This is a genomic window from Acidaminococcus sp. AM33-14BH (assembly GCF_003603525.1).
Classification (GTDB): Bacteria; Bacillota; Negativicutes; order Acidaminococcales; family Acidaminococcaceae; genus Acidaminococcus; species Acidaminococcus intestini.
In genome coordinates this window covers 1-16,932 of sequence record NZ_QTNG01000018.1, presented here as the reverse complement: position 1 = coordinate 16,932, position 16,932 = coordinate 1, and the positions used below count along the sequence as shown (strand labels likewise).

Here is a 16,932-nt window from a genome sequence, read left to right as displayed (position 1 = left end):
GAGGACACGCATCTGGACGGTCACTTTAGCGCCCCAAAATAAATTATAGAACCCAAAATTGGGGTTTCCCCATCCTGCAGCAGGCACGGTCTTTGCTGGTTTAAGAGGAAAACCGTGCATTTTCAATGGCCCTGAAGAGGCTTACAATAGGAAAAACACGGAAAAAGAAAGGGGTTTTCACCATGAAAATAAATCGCGTCCTTGCTATTCATGATCTCTGCAGCTTTGGCCGCTGTTCGCTGACGGCTGCCATTCCGGTCCTGTCAGCCTTGGGAAGCCAGGTCTGTCCCTTCCCGACTGCCCTTTACAGCAATAACCTGACCTATGGCAAGTTCCATAGTAAGGACCTTACAGATGAAATGACATCGTCCATGGATAAGTGGCAGGAACTGGGCCTTTCCTTTGATGCCATTTACAGCGGCTTTTTGGCAAGTTCGGCCCAGGTTGATGTGGTGATTGATGCCATCGGCCGTTTTGGTGGTGGGGGGAAGAGCGTTGTTGTCGATCCGGCCATGGCCGACGACGGAAAACTCTATCCTGTTTTTGATGAGACCATGGCAGCTTCCATGAAAAAGCTTGTTTCCCATGCAACACTCATTACGCCCAATTACACCGAAGCCTGTCTCCTTACGGATACACCCTATCAGGCGAAGCCCCCGACGGATAAGGAACTCGAAACCCTGTGCGATAAGCTCCTTTCTCTGGGACCCAAAGCAATCGTCATTACGAGTGTTCCTACGGACAGCGGCCATATTGCCATTGCCAGTCAGACGGACAGTCAGCTTTTCCCGGAAAAGTATGAAGTACCAAAACTCCCCTTTGGGACCTGCGGTACAGGAGATATCTTTACCAGCACGCTTCTTGCCTACATCCTGCGCGGGAAGGATCTGAACCTTGCCGTCCAGCATGCAGCGGACTTTTTGAGTTTTGTCATTGAAACGACCTTGAATGAAGGAACCAATCCCCATGAAGGCGTCCTTCTGGAAGGCTGTCTGTGGAAACTCCTTGTACCCCAGACCAAGGACTGCACGAGCTGCAAAGGATAAGCGAAGAAAACTAGATCGGAGCCTCAAGCAAAAAGCCGTGGAGAAGTGAGCGAGCGTTCTCCACGGCTTAATTGGTTTGGGGCTGAGCGTCACGTTTTTTCTTCTGGCTTCAAGCCTTTTCCTTTAGCTTTCTTTTTGACAGAAACGCACTTTGAAGCCACGTTGGCCTCTTAGCGCCAATCCATCCCCTTGTTTGGACAGAAGAGCAAAAGCTGCCTGAAGCTGCGCAGCGTGTAGGTCCTTTCGGTGATGGGTCGGAGTGCAGCGCCCTTTTACCCCTTATCTTCGTCTGACATCGTATCAGGCGGATGGCAAAAATAGCGGCATTGTTTTTGTGTAACGGGGAATGCCGCTATAATCATTCCAGGATGAGACGAACAATAGCATTTTTGGGAGGGCTTCAGCATGAAATTGCGGTACGTTCCATGCTGCGATGCGTCATGCTTTTATGACCCCCTTTCATCCATCTAAAAAAGCAAGGATGGGACCACGTGCTGAGACTTGGTGCGAGCCCTGCACCGAGTAAAAACAGGTGGAACAGCCCTCCTCATTTATTGACATCTCCCCGGATCTAATCTATAATTTACAAGATACGGTAGTTTTACCGAAACTGTCCCCACGGCGGCCAAATGGGCCGGTTTTGTGGGATCAAAGCCGAAAAGGAGTCGTGAACGATGGCTGAACAGGAAACAATTTTAACTGAAGAAGGTCTCAAAAAGTTAGAAGACGAATTGGACTATCTTCGTTCTGAAAAAAGACAGCAAGTGGCAGAACGGCTGAAGGTCGCTATTTCCTATGGTGATATCAGCGAAAACTCCGAATATGATGACGCCAAGAACGAACAGGCCTTTGTCGAAGGCCGTATTCTCACCTTGGAAAAGATGATCCGCAATGCAAAGGTTATCAAGGATTCCGAAATCAATAAAAAGGTGGTTTCCTTGGGATCCCAGGTCACCATCAAAGATATGGAAACGGAAGAAGAAGAGGAATACACGGTTGTGGGTACGACGGAAGCTGACCCCATGGCCGATCCTCCCCGCATTTCCAACGAATCCCCTGTAGGCAAGGCCATCTTGGGCCAAAAAGTGGGTTCCGTATGCAAGGTTCCGACGCCGGCTGGTGAGCTGAGCTATAAGATTGTCAGCATTGCCAAACCCAGTGCAGGGAAGAAGAAAAAAGCTGCAGCCAAGGAGTGAAATGAATGTCGGAAGAATTGAAGAACCAGCCCGCTGTGGATACGGGCGCTGCTGAAGAAGTCAGCGAACAAGTCGCTGTCCGTATGGACAAGATGCATAAGCTGGAAGAAAAGGGTATCCTGCCTTTTGGTCATGCCTATAAGGTGACCCATCATAATAAAGAAGTCCATGACAAGGTCAAGGAACTGGAAGAAAAGGGCGCTGAAGTCCGTGTTGCCGGACGGTTGACGGCTATCCGCGGTCACGGCAAGACCGCTTTTATGGACCTTCTCGATAAGTCTGGTAAGATTCAGCTATATGTCCGCAAGGATGAGTTGGGAGAAGATAATTACAGTGTGGTCAAACTCCTGGACATTGGGGATATCGTCGGCGTAGAAGGCGAAGTCTTCACAACCCATATGGGTGAACCATCCATTCGCGTGAAAAAGCTCGAATTCCTTTCTAAGGCCCTGAAACCGCTGCCGGAAAAATGGCACGGCCTCAAGGACAAGGAAATCCGTTATCGTCAGCGCTATGTGGACCTCATTGTAAACCCCGAAGTCCGCGACACATTTGTCAAACGTACGGAAATCATCAAAAGTATCCGCAATATCCTCGATAATGAAGGCTACCTTGAAGTGGAAACGCCGGTCCTCAATACTATTTCCGGCGGGGCTACGGCCCGTCCTTTTGTGACCCACCATAATGCCCTTGATATCGATTTGTACCTGCGCATTGCGACGGAATTGAACCTGAAGCGCCTTATTGTAGGGGGTCTGGAACGGGTTTATGAAATTGGCCGCATTTTCCGCAATGAAGGGATGGATATCAAGCATAACCCGGAATTTACGTCCATCGAGCTTTATGAAGCATATGGTGACTATCAAACCATGATGGATATTACGGAAAAACTCGTGTCAGAAACGGCGCAGCGCGTCTTGGGCACCATGAAAATCACCTATCAGGGCAAGGAAATCGACTTGACTCCGCCTTGGCCTCGTATGACCATGGTTGAAGCCGTTAAGAAATTCAGCGGTTATGACTTTACGGGTGTCCGCGATGTTGAAACGGCCCGCAAGCTGGCTGCTGATGCCAACGTCGAAATCCAGCCGACCTTCGGCCCTGGCAAGATTCTGGAAGCCTTCTTTGATGAATTCGTTGAAAAGAACCTCATTCAGCCGACCTTCATCATGGGTCATCCTAAAGAAATCTCGCCGCTTGCTAAGAGCAGCCTTGCTGATCCAGAAGTCACGGATCGTTTTGAAGGCTTCATCAACGGTTCTGAAATCTGCAATGGTTTTACGGAACTCAACGATCCAATCGACCAGAAGGAACGCTTTGAAAAACAGGTGGAAGAACGCAATAACGGCGATGATGAAGCCGGTATGATGGATGAAGACTTCATCAATGCCCTCATGCACGGCCTGCCTCCGACGGGCGGTCTGGGTATTGGAATTGACCGTCTTGTCATGCTGCTTACCGATTCGGCTTCCATCCGCGATGTCCTGCTCTTCCCGACCATGAAGCCCCTGGGACTCGAAAAGAAAGACGAATCTGTGGCAGCTGCTCCAGCCGCGCCCGCTGAAACGGTGGATGCTCCGCAGACCGTGGCGCTGGAAAAGATTGATTTTTCCAATGTGACCATTGAACCGCTCTTCAAGGATTTCGTTGATTTTGATCAGTTTGCTGGCTGCGACTTCCGGGTAGTGAAAGTCAAGGACTGTTTTGAAGTGCCTAAGAGCAAGAAACTTCTCCAGTTCACACTCGATGACGGAACGGGTACGGACCGGACCATCCTGTCAGGCATCAAGGCGTACTATCAGGCGGAGGACCTTGTCGGCAAAACCCTCGTTGCCATTGTCAACTTGCCGCCGCGCAAGATGATGGGCATCGAATCCTGTGGGATGCTGTTAAGCGCCGAATATAATGAAGGGGAAGAACGCAAACTGAACCTTCTCATGCTTGATCCCCATATTCCGGCTGGGGCCAAGCTCTGCTAATGTTATCCTGAGACTTCGCAAGGAAAGGATTCCTTTCCCTGCGGGGTCTTTTTTATGCCGCAAAAAGGCCCTTTCCTACGAAGGAGAAGGGCCTTTAACCATGCTCTATTTCAGGGCATGGACGAAATACTTGATGAAAGCAATCGTCTGGGGCTGATAGATGATATCGACGAGAAAGGCGCCCACAATCGGCACGATCATGAAGGCCTTGCGGCTCATGCCATACTTTTCCTTGACTGCCGTCATATTGACGATGGCTGATGGAGTGGCACCAAGGCCATGCCCGCATAGGCCGGCACACATGACGGCCGCATCGTAGTTGCTCCCGAGGATCCGGAAGACAATGAAATAGCTTACAAGGACCATGAAAAGGACCTGGGCCGCAACGACGAGGATGACGCCGCCTAAAAGTCCCGAAAGTTCCCAAAGACGGAGGGTCATGAGGGCAATGGCAAGATATAGGTTCAGCATGACGTCGCCAATGGAATCCACCAGGGAGAAGCTGAACTGATAGAAATGAGCCGATTCATTGACGTTCCGCAGGATGACTGCCACGAACATGGCTCCGACATAGGTGGGGAAGCTCATGCCGATAAGGGCCCCAATGCGCCCGGAAATGACGGTTCCAATGGCCATGCAGACGAGGATTGCCGTCACGTTCTTGATGATGGTGAGACCGTCCAGTTTCTCGCCTGTGGCGGCGTTGACGTTTTCAACGCCTGTATCCTTGAAATCTTCCGACATATCCGGTGTCAGATGATGGCGCTCAATGAGAACGCGGGCCAGGGGACCGCCTACAAGGACGGCGGAGATGAGCCCAAAAGTCGCCGCGGCCATCCCCACTTCAAGACCTGCTGGGTAGCCCATGGACACAAAAGTCTTTCCGTAGGCACCGGCCGCGCCGTGGCCGCCAATCATGGAAATGGCTGAGGCCAGGAGTGCATAAGGGGCTTCCAGTCCCGTAGCCATGCTGATTCCTATCCCGATGGCATTCTGGCAGATGGAAATGGCGCCTGCCGTGAGCCAGTAGATGATGAGCAAGGTCCCGCCTTTTTTGAGGAGGGAGAGGCTTGCTCCGAGGCCTACGGTCGTAAAGAAGGCCAGCATAAAGGGATTTTGATAGTAGGTATCAAACTTGAAGGCAAAGGCTTCCGTCTGATGGCCAATAAAGGTGATGAACATAAAGAGGAAACCGCCGACAACAGGAGCCGGGATGCAGTAGCGCCTGAGGGCCGTGCTCTTGTCCTTGATCCAGTACCCGATGAGGAGCATGATGGCCGCAAGGGCTGTCGTGCAGACCGCATCGGCTTTGATGAGGAGAGAACCTGATGAAAAGTCCAAAACCATATGAATCGCTTCCTTCCTAAGTTGTCATATCCCTACGATTCCATTTTAGCGAAAAATAGGGTGAACGGGCATGCAAAAAGATTGGCTTTCCCCTTTGTTCGATCAAAAAGATTGATAGGAAAGGCAAAGATTCAGCAAAGCCTGAATGGGAGAAAATCGGATGTTTCAAAGTATACAGCAGATGCCGTCAGGAAAGCGCCCAATATAACAAGGAATTTAATGAGCGTCAAAAAAGGTTTTTGACGTTATGTGGACTTGCGGCACTGTTTTCGCCTCCCAAAATAGGCCCCCAACGCTTCTTAAAAGCATTGGGGGCCTTATCCCATCAAGGGGAAAAGCACCTTTTTCGTGTGCTTAGGCTTCTATTTCCACCGTGAAAGGAATTTCATCTTTCAGGTCATTTTGGGTCATACTGCAGACGCAGGAGTCGGACCAGACGTTTTCACAGGTTTCAATCATATCGATGATGGTGTAGATGGGGAGGATGATTCCCATGATGCCAATGGGGGCGCCGACACCGCTCATGAGCGACAGGGTAAGGAAGTAGCAGCCCATGGGTACACCGGCGTTTCCGATGGCAGCAAAGACAGAAATGAAGAGCCAGACAATCATGGTTCCAAAGGATAGTTCCATGCCGCCATTTTGCATGAGGAAAATGGATGTAACAAGAATGAAGGCGGCACAGCCATTCATGTTGATGGTTGTGCAGATGGGGAGAACGAAACGGCTGATGGAGGGATTGATGCGCATGTTTTCTTCCGCAGAAGCCATGGTGACAGGAAGCGTTGCAGCGGAACTCTTTGTAAAGAGGGCAACGGCAAGAGCCGGGGACATGGCTTTCATGACGCGGACCGGGTTGAGGCCGCGGATGAGGAGAAAGAGCGGCAGAACGATGAAGAACTGGATGAGGTTCCCGGCCATGATGACGAGCGTATAACGGCCTAGGGCACCGACGATGACGCCGGCTTCAAGCTGGGAAGACAGCTGGGCCGCAAAGGCGAGGATGCCGATGGGAAGAACCTTCAGTAGGGCACGGATGAGGGCAAAGAGAACTTCCTGGGCCCCATTGATGCCACGCAGAAGGGTTTTCGTGTTTTCCGTTTCCGGCATAAAGGCAAAGGCAAGACCAACAGCGGTGGCAATGAGCAGGATGGAAAGGACGTTCCCCGTCAGGAAGGGGGTCAGGATGTTGTTGGGGATGACGGAGAGCATATGGTCATAGTAGCTCATCTTGCCAATGTTCTGGGGGACATTCGTCACGCCGGCACCGATGGCCTCTGTCGGCAGGTTGCCCGGCTGGATCCAGAGATACAGGAGCAGGCCGATCCCAGCGGCACAGATAGTCGTGAGCAGGGTATAGGTGATGGTGTGCTTGAAGATTTTCTTCGTTTCCTCCTTGGATCCCATCATGGAAAGGGTCGTAATGACCGCCAAGGCAATGGTCGGTACAGCAATGAACTGAAAGAGGCGGGTGAAGACGGTAGCGATGAAGTTGAAGAGTTGGTTGAGGAAGGGAACGTTCATCCAGCCGAGAACGGCACCAATGATGAGGGCTCCTATCCAAAGTGCGAGCTGACGCCCTTGGGCAAGGGGATTGTTGCGGGCCATGACATTTTTGGCTGTGTCTTTGACATGGGTTTGGTTTTCTTGGGTCATAATGGACTTCCTTTCTTTTTTGAAAAATGGAAAAGATCCCCCCATGGATCTTTCTTCATCAGGTTCTACCTAATGAGAATAATTCATATAATATCATAGGAAATTGAGAAAATGCAATAAAAATCAGAGATTTCAAGTTTTTTCAGCATGGCGAAAAGGATAATACATTAACTTAGTAGGAATTATATGCGGCGCCTTTCTTGCCAAGATGCCTCCTATCGCCTACAATAAAAATATACCCTGCCCTTTGTGCGAGGGTGGAGAATAGGATTTTATGGAACGCCTTCTGCGTTCCTTTTAGGTAAGTTTTGACAAGAGATAAAGGAGGATCCGTATGCCCTGTACAACGCTGCTTGTCGGAAAAAATGCAACCTATGATGGTTCGACCATGATGGCCCGCAATGAGGATTCCGGTGCGGGAAGTTTTACGCCGAAGAAATTTATTACAGTCAATCCTGAAGACCAACCCCGCCACTATCGGTCAGTCCTGTCTGCTTTTGAAATCGAGCTGACCGAAACGCCCCTGCGCTATACAGCCATGCCAAATGCCCAAGCAGATGAAGGTATTTGGGGAGAAGCGGGAATCAATGAGCTCAATGTGGCCATGAGCGAAACGGAGACCATCACCTCAAATCCCCGCGTCCTTGGCGCCGATCCGCTTGTAAAAGATGGCATTGGCGAAGAGGACATGCTCACCTTGGTCCTGCCTTATATCCACAGTGCCCGGGAAGGTGTCAAACGGCTGGGCGACCTCATCATGCGCTATGGGACCTATGAAATGAACGGTGTCGGTTTCCAGGATGAAAATGAAGTTTGGTGGTTTGAAAGCATTGGCGGTCATCACTGGATTGCCAAACGCGTTCCTGATGATGGGTATGTGGTCATGCCCAATCAGCAGGGAATCGATTTATTGGATTTTGTCGATGCCTTTGGAGCTCAGGAAGACCATATGTGCAGCGCAGACCTTATTTCCTTTATTCGGGACAATCACCTTGACCTGACCATCCATGAAGGAGAAGACTATGCCCTTGAAAAGGATTTTGCCTTTGACGCGCGGGCCGCTTTTGGCAGTCATGATGATGCGGATCACACATACAATACGCCCCGGGCATGGTTCATGCTGCGCTTTTTCAATCCCCATTCCGCCTTGTGGGATGGTCCTGATGCCGATTACGGTCCTGAAGATGATGACCTGCCTTGGTGCCTCATGCCGGAACGGAAGGTGACTGTCGAAGATGTAAAGTATGTCCTCAGTGCTCATTACCAAGGAACCCCTTTTGACTGTTACAGCAAGGTGGACCATCCCCTGAAAGGCAAGTATCGTCCCATCGGCATCAATCGCAATAACTTTGTTGCCCTAACCCAGTTGCGGCCCTACGCCAAAAAGGACCGTATGGCTCTTATGTGGATTGCGGAAGGCTCCAATGTCTTCAATGCCTTTGTGCCGTTTTATGCTAATGTGACGAAGACACCGGACTATTTGAACCATGCGGGGACAGTGCCGTCGACGGAAGAATTCTACTGGGCTAATCGCCTCATCGGCGCCCTTGCCGATGCCCACTATGCCCGCACGGCAAGTGCCATTGAGCGCTACCAAAAGGCCGTTGCCTCCGCGGCTCACGCCATGATCTGTGATACGGATAAAAAAGAAGCCGAAGGCGGCGTGACGGCTTTCCTTGAACAGGCCAATGCCGCCATGGCGGCTATGGTAAAGGAAAAGACCGATACCTGCCTAGGCAAGGTCCTTTACGAAGCGAGCATGGCCATGAAAAATGGCTTCTCCCGCAGCGATGCCTAAGCCGTATCGTAAGAATAGAAAAACTCCTTCCGGCATGGATTGGAAGGAGTTTTTCTATTAAGGATCACATCATGGAGGCCAGTTTTTCTTTCAGGATTTTCAAAGGAATAAGACTTAATAGAAGGGTTGCTGCCACCGTGGCAGCAAGGAGGATTCCCATGACCGGTGAAAAGGAAAAAAGTGGCAGCGAAAGGGCCGTCGTTGACGCAAGGGCGTGGGCTAAGAGAGTATAGGCCCCGATTCCTAAAAGGGTGCCTGCAGCGGTGCCGCAAAGGACGAGAAAGGCGTTTTGCCAAAGGAAAATGTGGGAAATGTCTTTTCCCGTAGCCCCGAGGGCACGCATGATGGCATATTCCCGAAGTCTCGAGAGGCTTGAAAGATAGCTTGTCATAACGACGATAAGGGTGGAAAGAACTATGAGGAAAAGTCCCACTTTCTGCCACATTCTTTCGCCGCAGCCCATGAGATTAAAGAGCTGGACGATGCTCTGGGACGGGAAGACGAGCATGGCGTCTTTGCGGTGCTGATATTTTGCGGCAAGCTGGTAGGCTTCGCTGTAGCCTACAGGTTCGACGAGGATGGCGCTTACTTCCTTATGGTCATTGTGCGTCTTATTATCCGCCTTCTTGGCCTCTAGCCTCTTATTCTTCTTGTGCTCATGGGCGTCCCAAATGGACTCGATGGAAGTCAGGATGGCCTGGTTATAGGGCCCTTTGACGTCGGTTAAGATGCCAACGACGGTGTAGGGATGCTCCTTGTGGGCGCGGCCTTTTTGGACGAGACCGTGGAGGGAAGAAAAGGTGGATCCAACGGTTAGATGAAGGCGCCGCGCGACGTCCGCACCAATGACGGCTTCATAGGGCGCGGAAAAGGGACGGCCTTGCTGAAGGATCAGCCACTTGTCCTTATTTTTCCCCGTCGTCATGGCAAAGATGCCGCCCGTCGTCCCGACAACGCGATAACCTCCGTAGGAATCACCAAAGGCCAAGGGCAGGGCGAACCTGACGAGATTTTTCTGGCCTGAGAGAGCATCCACTTCTTCATAGGGAAGGTTGGGGAGGGGCCGGTCCTGTAAAAAGACGGACGTCAGAACGAGCTGATACTGGCTTCCTGGTGAGCTTACAAGCAGGCTAAACGGTTCCGTCGCCTTTGTGAGTCCTTCATGGATCCCTTCGTGGAGGGCCGATAAAAAGAGGCTGATGCCAAGGGAAAGGCCCATGATGAGTATCATGAGAAGGGTTGTCATGGGCCGGTGGATGAGCTGCCGCAACGCAGCTTTTCTAAGCATGGGCGCCTCCTTTATGAAGGGGCAGGATGTGGCTGAAGGAACGAATCACCATAGGGTCATGGCTTGCTACAAAAACTAGGGCGTTGTGCGCTTTCACATAGTCAAGGAGCAGATGAATGACGATGCGGCTATTATCCTCATCCAGGTTGGCTGTCGGTTCATCGGCAAGGAGGATTGGCGGCTCCTTGATGAGAGCCCGGGCAAGGGCGGTTCGCTGTTCTTCCCCCTGGCTCAGTTCATTGGGGTAATGGGAAAGAAGGTGCATGAGGCCCATCTTTTCTGCAAGAGCTGACAGTCTAGCTTCGGCCTCCTTTTTCGGCACACCGCCAAAATGGGCGCCAAGGAGGATGTTATCCCGGGCTGAAAGAAAGGGCAGGAGGTTAAACCTTTGATAGAGGCAGCCAATGGTGCGGCCCCGAAATACATCAAGGTCTGCGTCCGACATATCAAGGGTAAGGGAACGGCCCTTATAAGAAATATCCCCTTCTGTAGGGCGCAGGAGACCTGAAAGGCAATGGAGAAAGGTCGATTTTCCACTGCCGCTTGGTCCTGTGATGCACCACGCTTCGCCGTCATAGGCTTCTAGATGGGGCACGGAAAGGGCTGTCAGGAATCTTCTCCCGTCAGGATAGCGATGGACCAAATGGGTAACTTTGAGCATATGGACCTCCTATTCCACGGTGGCTTCAAGAAGGCGAACCTGGCTCACAAAGCCCGTATCCCCATCCATATAGCTGCCAAGATCCAGGGTCCCCGTTACGGTCACTTCCTGGTCGTAAGGTAGGGCGTCCACACTGCCGTTGACGTAGACGACAACCATGTTATAGGGCCAGTCTGCATCGGTGGAACAGAAGGGACAAACAGCCATGGGCGTTTCCGTAAGGACAAAGAAATTGATGGAGGGTTTTAAGGGCGGCGCCATGAACCCCGTCATGGTCACTTCCGAACCATTCAGGGAATTCAGGGTATCCGAAAAGACGAGCCCTTCCGAACTTGCTCCGCTGTACATATCAGAAAAATCCAAGGAGGCCGCATTGGCCTCCAAGGCGATACTCATTGTGATGGATAGGAAGAGGGAAGCAAGAAACCTTCTGAAGACCTTTTCCAATCTCACTTGCTGTCACCGCTTTCTGATGTAAAGGAAACTTCCGGCGTGCCTTTATGGGCGTCGACACCGAGGGCGCGAAGGATCCCAAAGAAGACTTCCGTGTTGTCCATGACGCCGTGGAAGTATTCAGAACCAGGGCCTTGGGCCATGAGCACTACATCGTCGGCAGAATGGCATTCGCTCGTTTCTCCGGTTGTCGTCGGCAGGTCGCCTTGGACAAGACGGGCTTCTTTGGGTGCGCGTTTCGGGTTGGCAATGACGTTTCCTTTGGCATCGGTCGTTGCCGGAACAGTCGGTTCAGGCTGGAAACGATAATTTTCGTAATGGTCCGGGGCATTGGCGTACTGCACGGCCAGGGTGACATCCGGATCAGGGTTATCGGGATACCCGTCGTGGTTTTCATCAACGAAGGTCGGCCACTTGGCATCGCCGTAGACGCGAACCGCTTCGCGGCCGGTCTTGCCATTTTCTTCCTTATAGGTGCCGCTGATGCTGATGCCGTGGGCATGGTCCGCAACGACAATGATAAGTGTATCATCATTGTGCTTTTTGGCGTAGTCCTGCGCCCATTCGATGGTTTGATCAAATTCGATGGTGTCATAGGTGGAACGCTGCCAGTCCATGGTATGGAGCTGCTTATCAATGCTGCCGCCTTCACTCATGAGAAAGAAGCCATTCGGATTTTTTTCAAGTACGGATACGGCTTTTTTTGTCATATCAAGGAGGCCAGGCTGGTCAGTAAACCCTTTCAGGACCTTGCTGTTTTTGGGCAGGAATTCACGGTCCATGTAAACGTTCATGTGGTTCATGGTGAAAAGCCCCAGAATGGGCTGATCGCCGTTGAGAGCATTTAATTCCGTCTTGGTGCCGGCAAATTGATAACCTTTATCCTTGAATTCCTGGATCAGGTTACGGTCATCCTTGCGTTTGGAACCGGGCGTCTGCAGCGGAAGGAAGAACTGTGCCCCACCGCCCATGACCACTTTTGGCGGATTCCTGCGACTGAGGAAATCGGCAGCAATGTAGTTTTGTTCCCCACGTCGACGCGTATGGGCCGTGACGGCCGCTGGTGTAGCATCCGTAACAGCCGCGGTCGTAACCATGCCGTAGCTCATCTTCTTACTGCGGGAGAGGATTTCCGCTGCCGTTTCCACCTTTGGGTCATCGAGGGGATCTTTGGTCCTATTTTCGTAGACACCCATGGCATTGACGACGGATTTATTGCCCGTCATATAGGCGGACATGGAGTTTGCCGAGTCCGTTACAATAGAGTCATAGCCGCTTGTTGTGACAAGGGCAAGGCTTGGCATCTTTTCCATGGAAAGGACGTCATTGAATTTTCCGTTTGAAAGGCCTTTTGAAAGGATGCGGCCCAGTTCCTTTGCCTGCATGCTCATGCCGTCACCAATGAAGAGGATGACATTCTTGGCGCGCCGCCTTGCTTTTTCCTGGACCACCGTATAGGCGGCTTTTGCCTGGAGCCTTCCAGAAAGGCCGCTGGCGGAAGCCGTTACCCTTTTTTCACCGATTTTGTCAAAGGTGACATTGTTGATGCGGTAGGAAATGTGGGTGCCGTAGTCTGTGATGATGGCCTTTTTCCCAAAGACTTTTTCTGCCCCTTCTCCGTTGATGCCGACGTTGAAGTTTGTGCTGTTTTTGGGAAATTCCACCTCAAAGTCAAACCGCTGACCGGCCCAGAATTTGGCACGGTTGATTGGCAGGATGGTAATGGCACCGTTATCTGCCGTCTCCTGCATCCGGTTATGGAATTCAGCCACCTGCGAGATGGAGGATGCTGCCGCAAAAGCCACGGCATCATGGGTCGAGGTGATGCCCATGGAAAGGGCCCCTAACATCGACAGTTGGATAAATAGGCGAAGCTTACGTTTTGTGTTCATAAACAAACCTCCTCTATGATTTTGCTTCAAAGAAAAAGATTCTTTATATGGAAGGAGTGTAGCATAGGAAACTGGAGGTTTCTGCAAAAGCTTGGTAAAATTACCGTAAATTGCCGCGGCCAAACAACGGCAGCTATTCTTTTTTCTTTCATCTTATTTTCATTTTCTATTTGCTAGAATGGAATCGATTTCATGCTGAGGAGGTCTTTTCATGTTTATACGGATAAAAAAAGGCGGCATAAAAGAAGCCGTAATCGGCCGCAGGCTGGGGCAAGGGTTATTGTGCCTGATCCTGGTGGGCCTTATGGGAAGCGGAGAAGCGGCGCCCACCGTCAACGAGGTGACCGGTGTGGCCCGCGTCTTTGGCGATGGGGAAAAAATTTCGGAAGTCATTTTGACTTACAGTGAGCCCCTTCTGGCAAGTTCCGTTTCTCCCAAAGATTATGTCCTTTCAAAGGGTACCCTTGAAAGCGTCCAGGTAACTCGCTCTTTGCCCGCCCTTAAGGCAGCTGAGGAAGGCCGCTATGTCATCTTGAAGGTAAAGACAGAAAATACGGTGCCTGAAACACTGCCCGCACCGCCCCAAAAGGAAACAAAGGAAAAAATGAGGCAGGAACCCAAGCTTGATGGTCATTCTGATCGCAAAGCCCCGGATCTTGGCATTGCAGTCAAACAAGTGGGGGAAGTAACTGGCGCGGGAGGGGATAAAAGCCCTGGCTCCACCCGATTCATAGCGTCGACTCGAACGCTTGAACCCGATCTTTCCCGCTTTACGCAGAAAGTCTTTACAGACCCAGAAACGGGCATTTCCTTGCCGTATAATCTATATCTGCCCAAGGAAATCAAGCAGGGAGAGAAACTGCCCCTGGTCTACTTTGGCGTTGATATGAGCGGCAATAATGATGATCTTACGACGCCGCTTTATCAAGGTAACGGGGCCACGGTCTGGACCGATCCTGCTTTTCAGGCAAAGCACCCCTCGATTGTTGTTGCCCCGCAGTATACGTCTGAGCTTGTGACGAAACTGGGTATGCTGACCGCCGATGATCATCATTGGACAAAGGGTCTCACCTTGCTCAAGCATTTCCTTGATTATGCAGTCAAGACCTACCCTGTCGATCCAAACAGGATCTATGGAACAGGACAGTCCCAGGGCGGTATGGCCAATATTGCCATCAGTGACCGCTACCCCGATTTTTTTGCGGCCCAGTATCTTGTGGCCTGCCAATGGGATCCCAAGGAAATGCAGGTCCTCAAGGATAAGCCCCTTTGGATCACCGTCTGTGAAGGGGATAATAAAGCCTACCCCACAATGAATGAAACGACCGCACTCTGGGAAAAAGCAGGCGTAAAGGTGGCGCGGAATGAGACGCTTTGGGACAGCACACTTCCTGTAGGGACCCTCAATGACAAAATGGAGCAATTGTTACGGCCTAACACCCATATCTACTATACAGTATTTAAGGGCGGGAACCATATGTATACGTGGAGCTTTGCCTATTCCTTTGATGCCATTAAGGAGTGGCTCTTTGCGCAGGCAAAGGGAAAGTAAGGTGCTTTGTGTCTTAGGGACGGGGAATCTGTGCACAGAGATAAAACTCCCCTTGACAAAACAATATGAATCCGGTATGATTTTAAGGAATTATTCATCAAGAGTAACGGAGGGAATGGCCCCATGATGTTACGGCAACCACACGAAAGTGAACGGTGCTAAGTCCAACAGGATTTTCCTGGCAGATGAAGACGAATATGAATCGACCCATTCCTCTTCATAATGATGAAGAGGAATTTTTTATTCATAAGGAGGGAGTCGCTGTGATTGAACTGAAACATATCGGCAAGGTTTACCATGCAAAGGGCGGGGACCTGGAAGCCTTAAAGGATATCAACCTATCCATTGAGGAAGGAGAAATATATGGAATCATCGGATTATCCGGCGCCGGTAAAAGTACCTTGGTTCGCTGCATCAATATGCTGGAGCAGCCAACGAGTGGCGAAGTGATCGTTGACGGCAGGGACATGACTAAACTGTCCAAAATGGAACTGCGCAAGGCCCGTCAGGAAATCGGCATGATCTTCCAGCATTTTAACCTTTTAAGCAGCCGGACGGTCTATGACAATATTGCCTTTCCTTTGGAAATCCAGGGGAAAAGCAGGGATGAAATTAGAAAGAAAGTGGAACCTCTCTTGGATCTCGTCGGTCTTACGGACCGCCGCGACCATTATCCTTCCCAGCTGTCGGGCGGCCAGAAACAGCGCGTCGGTATTGCCCGCGCTCTTGCTTCCGATCCTAAGGTGCTTCTTTGTGACGAAGCTACAAGCGCCCTTGATCCCCAGACGACGGAATCTATTCTGGAACTCTTGCGGGACATCAATAAACGGCTTCATATCACGATTGTCATGATCACCCACCAGATGAACGTCGTCAAAGAAATCTGTGATCATGTAGCGGTCATTGAAGGCGGCCGTATCATTGAAGAGGGTCCCCTCTATGAAGTCTTCACGAATCCGAAGAATCCGACGACCAAGGAATTTGTTGCAAGTACCCGGACGGATATTGTCCCGGAACTGGTAAAGAAGCTCGACCTCCATAAGGAGTATACCAGCGGTGACAAGGCCCTTGTGCGCTTGCATTTCCTTGGTGACAGTGCCGGGGAACCGGTCATTACGGTCCTCATCAAAAAGTACGATATCGATGTCAATATCCTTTCCGGCAACGTGGAAACGCTCCAGGATACGCCTTATGGAACGCTCCTGATTGGCATGGACGGAGATGAGGCCCATTTGAAGGAAGCCCTGTCATACCTTGAGGGGCAAAAGTTGCAGATTGAGGTGATTGGATATGTCAAGTAGTATGATTCAGATGCTGATCAAATCTTTGGGAGAGACTTGTTATATGGTCTTTCTTTCGGCGGCCCTTGCTACCCTTTGCGGGATGCCTTTGGGCGTCATCCTTACCGTCACACGGGAAGGTCATATCCTGGAAAACAAGGGCATCAACCGCGTCTTAGGGGCTGTTGTGAATGCCACCCGTTCGACGCCCTTTATCATCCTCATGGTGGCCATCATTCCCCTTACGCGGATCATTGTGGGATCTTCCATCGGGACGACGGCTGCCATTGTGCCGCTCACCATTTCGGCAACGCCTTTTATTGCGCGCATCATTGAATCGTCCCTCCTTGAAGTCGATCCAGGTGTCATTGAGGCCGCCGAATCCATGGGAGCCAGTCCCATCCAGATCATTTGGAAGGTGCTCCTTCCAGAATCCATGCATGCCATCGTCCTTGGCGTGACCCTTGCCATCATCAGTCTCATCGGCAGTTCTGCCATGGCCGGTGCCTTGGGCGGCGGTGGACTAGGTGACCTTGCTATCCGTTACGGATATCAGCGTTTCCAGGCAGATACCATGGCGGCAACGGTCGTCATCCTCATTGCCCTGGTTCAGCTCGTCCAGTCCGTCGGGAACTATATCAGCGCCAAACTGAACAAAACAAAGATGCAGTAATGTACGCTGCAACAATCTGGCTGTGAAGTCATGGAAAACATGGCTTTGCAGCTTTTTTTCGGTTCTTTGTCAAATTTTGGGGTGCTAAAGTGTCTATGCACTCCTGGAGAG

General features: G+C 51.0%; 13 protein-coding genes and 1 riboswitch. Of the genes, 7 read left to right on the top strand and 6 right to left on the bottom strand.

Features of this window, described 5'->3' with window-relative positions:
• The first annotated feature begins 182 nt into the window (after positions 1 to 182).
• The 3 genes from DW817_RS10185 (at position 183) to lysS (ending at position 4,221) form a co-directional block, all read left to right on the top strand.
• Positions 183 to 1,046, top strand: a complete 864-nt coding sequence (locus tag DW817_RS10185; RefSeq protein WP_035224472.1) for a pyridoxamine kinase — start codon at positions 183 to 185, stop codon at positions 1,044 to 1,046.
• Positions 1,047 to 1,720: 674 nt separating this feature from the next.
• On the top strand, positions 1,721 to 2,242 hold the full coding sequence (gene greA / locus DW817_RS10180; RefSeq protein WP_009014794.1) for a transcription elongation factor GreA: 522 nt from the start codon (positions 1,721 to 1,723) through the stop codon (positions 2,240 to 2,242).
• A 5-nt stretch (positions 2,243 to 2,247) separates the two neighbouring features.
• Complete coding sequence (lysS, locus tag DW817_RS10175) at positions 2,248 to 4,221, top strand: lysine--tRNA ligase (protein WP_021736994.1); 1,974 nt, start codon at positions 2,248 to 2,250, stop codon at positions 4,219 to 4,221.
• Positions 4,222 to 4,326: 105 nt separating this feature from the next.
• Here lysS and gltS read toward each other — a convergent pair whose 3' ends face one another.
• Together gltS and DW817_RS10160 are read right to left on the bottom strand one after the other, a co-directional pair.
• Complete coding sequence (gene gltS, locus DW817_RS10170) at positions 4,327 to 5,568, bottom strand: sodium/glutamate symporter (RefSeq protein ID WP_009014792.1); 1,242 nt, start codon at positions 5,566 to 5,568, stop codon at positions 4,327 to 4,329.
• Between the two features lie 354 nt (positions 5,569 to 5,922).
• Positions 5,923 to 7,176: a dicarboxylate/amino acid:cation symporter gene (locus tag DW817_RS10160; RefSeq protein WP_369794654.1), complete on the bottom strand. Its 1,254-nt coding sequence runs from the start codon at positions 7,174 to 7,176 to the stop codon at positions 5,923 to 5,925.
• Positions 7,177 to 7,558: 382 nt separating this feature from the next.
• On the opposite strand from DW817_RS10160, the gene DW817_RS10155 reads away from it, so the two are divergent.
• Positions 7,559 to 9,022, top strand: a complete 1,464-nt coding sequence (locus DW817_RS10155) for a C69 family dipeptidase (protein WP_009014790.1) — start codon at positions 7,559 to 7,561, stop codon at positions 9,020 to 9,022.
• A 64-nt stretch (positions 9,023 to 9,086) separates the two neighbouring features.
• Here DW817_RS10155 and DW817_RS10150 read toward each other — a convergent pair whose 3' ends face one another.
• Genes DW817_RS10150 through DW817_RS10135 form a run of 4 tightly spaced genes read right to left on the bottom strand, consistent with a single transcriptional unit; the run spans position 9,087 to position 13,316 of the window.
• On the bottom strand, positions 9,087 to 10,310 hold the full coding sequence (locus tag DW817_RS10150; protein WP_021736992.1) for an FtsX-like permease family protein: 1,224 nt from the start codon (positions 10,308 to 10,310) through the stop codon (positions 9,087 to 9,089).
• On the bottom strand, positions 10,303 to 10,971 hold the full coding sequence (locus DW817_RS10145; protein ID WP_021736990.1) for an ABC transporter ATP-binding protein: 669 nt from the start codon (positions 10,969 to 10,971) through the stop codon (positions 10,303 to 10,305). Before DW817_RS10145 ends, DW817_RS10150 begins: the two co-directional genes overlap by 8 nt.
• Positions 10,972 to 10,980: 9 nt before the next feature.
• A complete protein-coding gene (locus tag DW817_RS10140) occupies positions 10,981 to 11,424 on the bottom strand; it encodes a hypothetical protein (protein ID WP_035224447.1) in 444 nt (147 codons plus the stop codon).
• The gene (locus DW817_RS10135; protein WP_021736986.1) at positions 11,421 to 13,316 is read right to left on the bottom strand and encodes an alkaline phosphatase; all 1,896 of its coding nucleotides are present in this window, start codon (positions 13,314 to 13,316) and stop codon (positions 11,421 to 11,423) included. The genes DW817_RS10140 and DW817_RS10135 overlap by 4 nt, the downstream gene beginning before the upstream one ends.
• Positions 13,317 to 13,527: 211 nt before the next feature.
• On the opposite strand from DW817_RS10135, the gene DW817_RS10130 reads away from it, so the two are divergent.
• The 3 genes from DW817_RS10130 to DW817_RS10120 all read left to right on the top strand — a co-directional run bounded on the left by DW817_RS10130 (position 13,528) and on the right by DW817_RS10120 (position 16,821).
• Complete coding sequence (locus DW817_RS10130; protein ID WP_120112383.1) at positions 13,528 to 14,868, top strand: hypothetical protein; 1,341 nt, start codon at positions 13,528 to 13,530, stop codon at positions 14,866 to 14,868.
• A 91-nt stretch (positions 14,869 to 14,959) separates the two neighbouring features.
• Positions 14,960 to 15,060, top strand: a riboswitch (SAM riboswitch).
• Positions 15,061 to 15,131: 71 nt separating this feature from the next.
• Complete coding sequence (locus DW817_RS10125; protein ID WP_026385749.1) at positions 15,132 to 16,169, top strand: methionine ABC transporter ATP-binding protein; 1,038 nt, start codon at positions 15,132 to 15,134, stop codon at positions 16,167 to 16,169.
• Positions 16,159 to 16,821, top strand: a complete 663-nt coding sequence (locus DW817_RS10120; RefSeq protein ID WP_009014783.1) for a methionine ABC transporter permease — start codon at positions 16,159 to 16,161, stop codon at positions 16,819 to 16,821. Before DW817_RS10125 ends, DW817_RS10120 begins: the two co-directional genes overlap by 11 nt.
• The last annotated feature ends 111 nt before the right edge of the window (positions 16,822 to 16,932 follow it).

Excerpts from the sequence above, each read along its gene's own strand:
- DW817_RS10185 (WP_035224472.1), top strand. The coding sequence starts at position 183 with ATGAAAATAAATCGCGTCCTTGCTATTCATGATCTCTGCAGCTTTGGC.
- greA (WP_009014794.1), top strand. The coding sequence starts at position 1,721 with ATGGCTGAACAGGAAACAATTTTAACTGAAGAAGGTCTCAAAAAGTTA.
- lysS (WP_021736994.1), top strand. The coding sequence starts at position 2,248 with ATGTCGGAAGAATTGAAGAACCAGCCCGCTGTGGATACGGGCGCTGCT.
- gltS (WP_009014792.1), bottom strand. The coding sequence starts at position 5,568 with ATGGTTTTGGACTTTTCATCAGGTTCTCTCCTCATCAAAGCCGATGCG.
- DW817_RS10160 (WP_369794654.1), bottom strand. The coding sequence starts at position 7,176 with ATGGCCCGCAACAATCCCCTTGCCCAAGGGCGTCAGCTCGCACTTTGG.
- DW817_RS10155 (WP_009014790.1), top strand. The coding sequence starts at position 7,559 with ATGCCCTGTACAACGCTGCTTGTCGGAAAAAATGCAACCTATGATGGT.
- DW817_RS10150 (WP_021736992.1), bottom strand. The coding sequence starts at position 10,310 with ATGCTTAGAAAAGCTGCGTTGCGGCAGCTCATCCACCGGCCCATGACA.
- DW817_RS10145 (WP_021736990.1), bottom strand. The coding sequence starts at position 10,971 with ATGCTCAAAGTTACCCATTTGGTCCATCGCTATCCTGACGGGAGAAGA.
- DW817_RS10135 (WP_021736986.1), bottom strand. The coding sequence starts at position 13,316 with ATGAACACAAAACGTAAGCTTCGCCTATTTATCCAACTGTCGATGTTA.
- DW817_RS10130 (WP_120112383.1), top strand. The coding sequence starts at position 13,528 with ATGTTTATACGGATAAAAAAAGGCGGCATAAAAGAAGCCGTAATCGGC.
- DW817_RS10120 (WP_009014783.1), top strand. The coding sequence starts at position 16,159 with ATGTCAAGTAGTATGATTCAGATGCTGATCAAATCTTTGGGAGAGACT.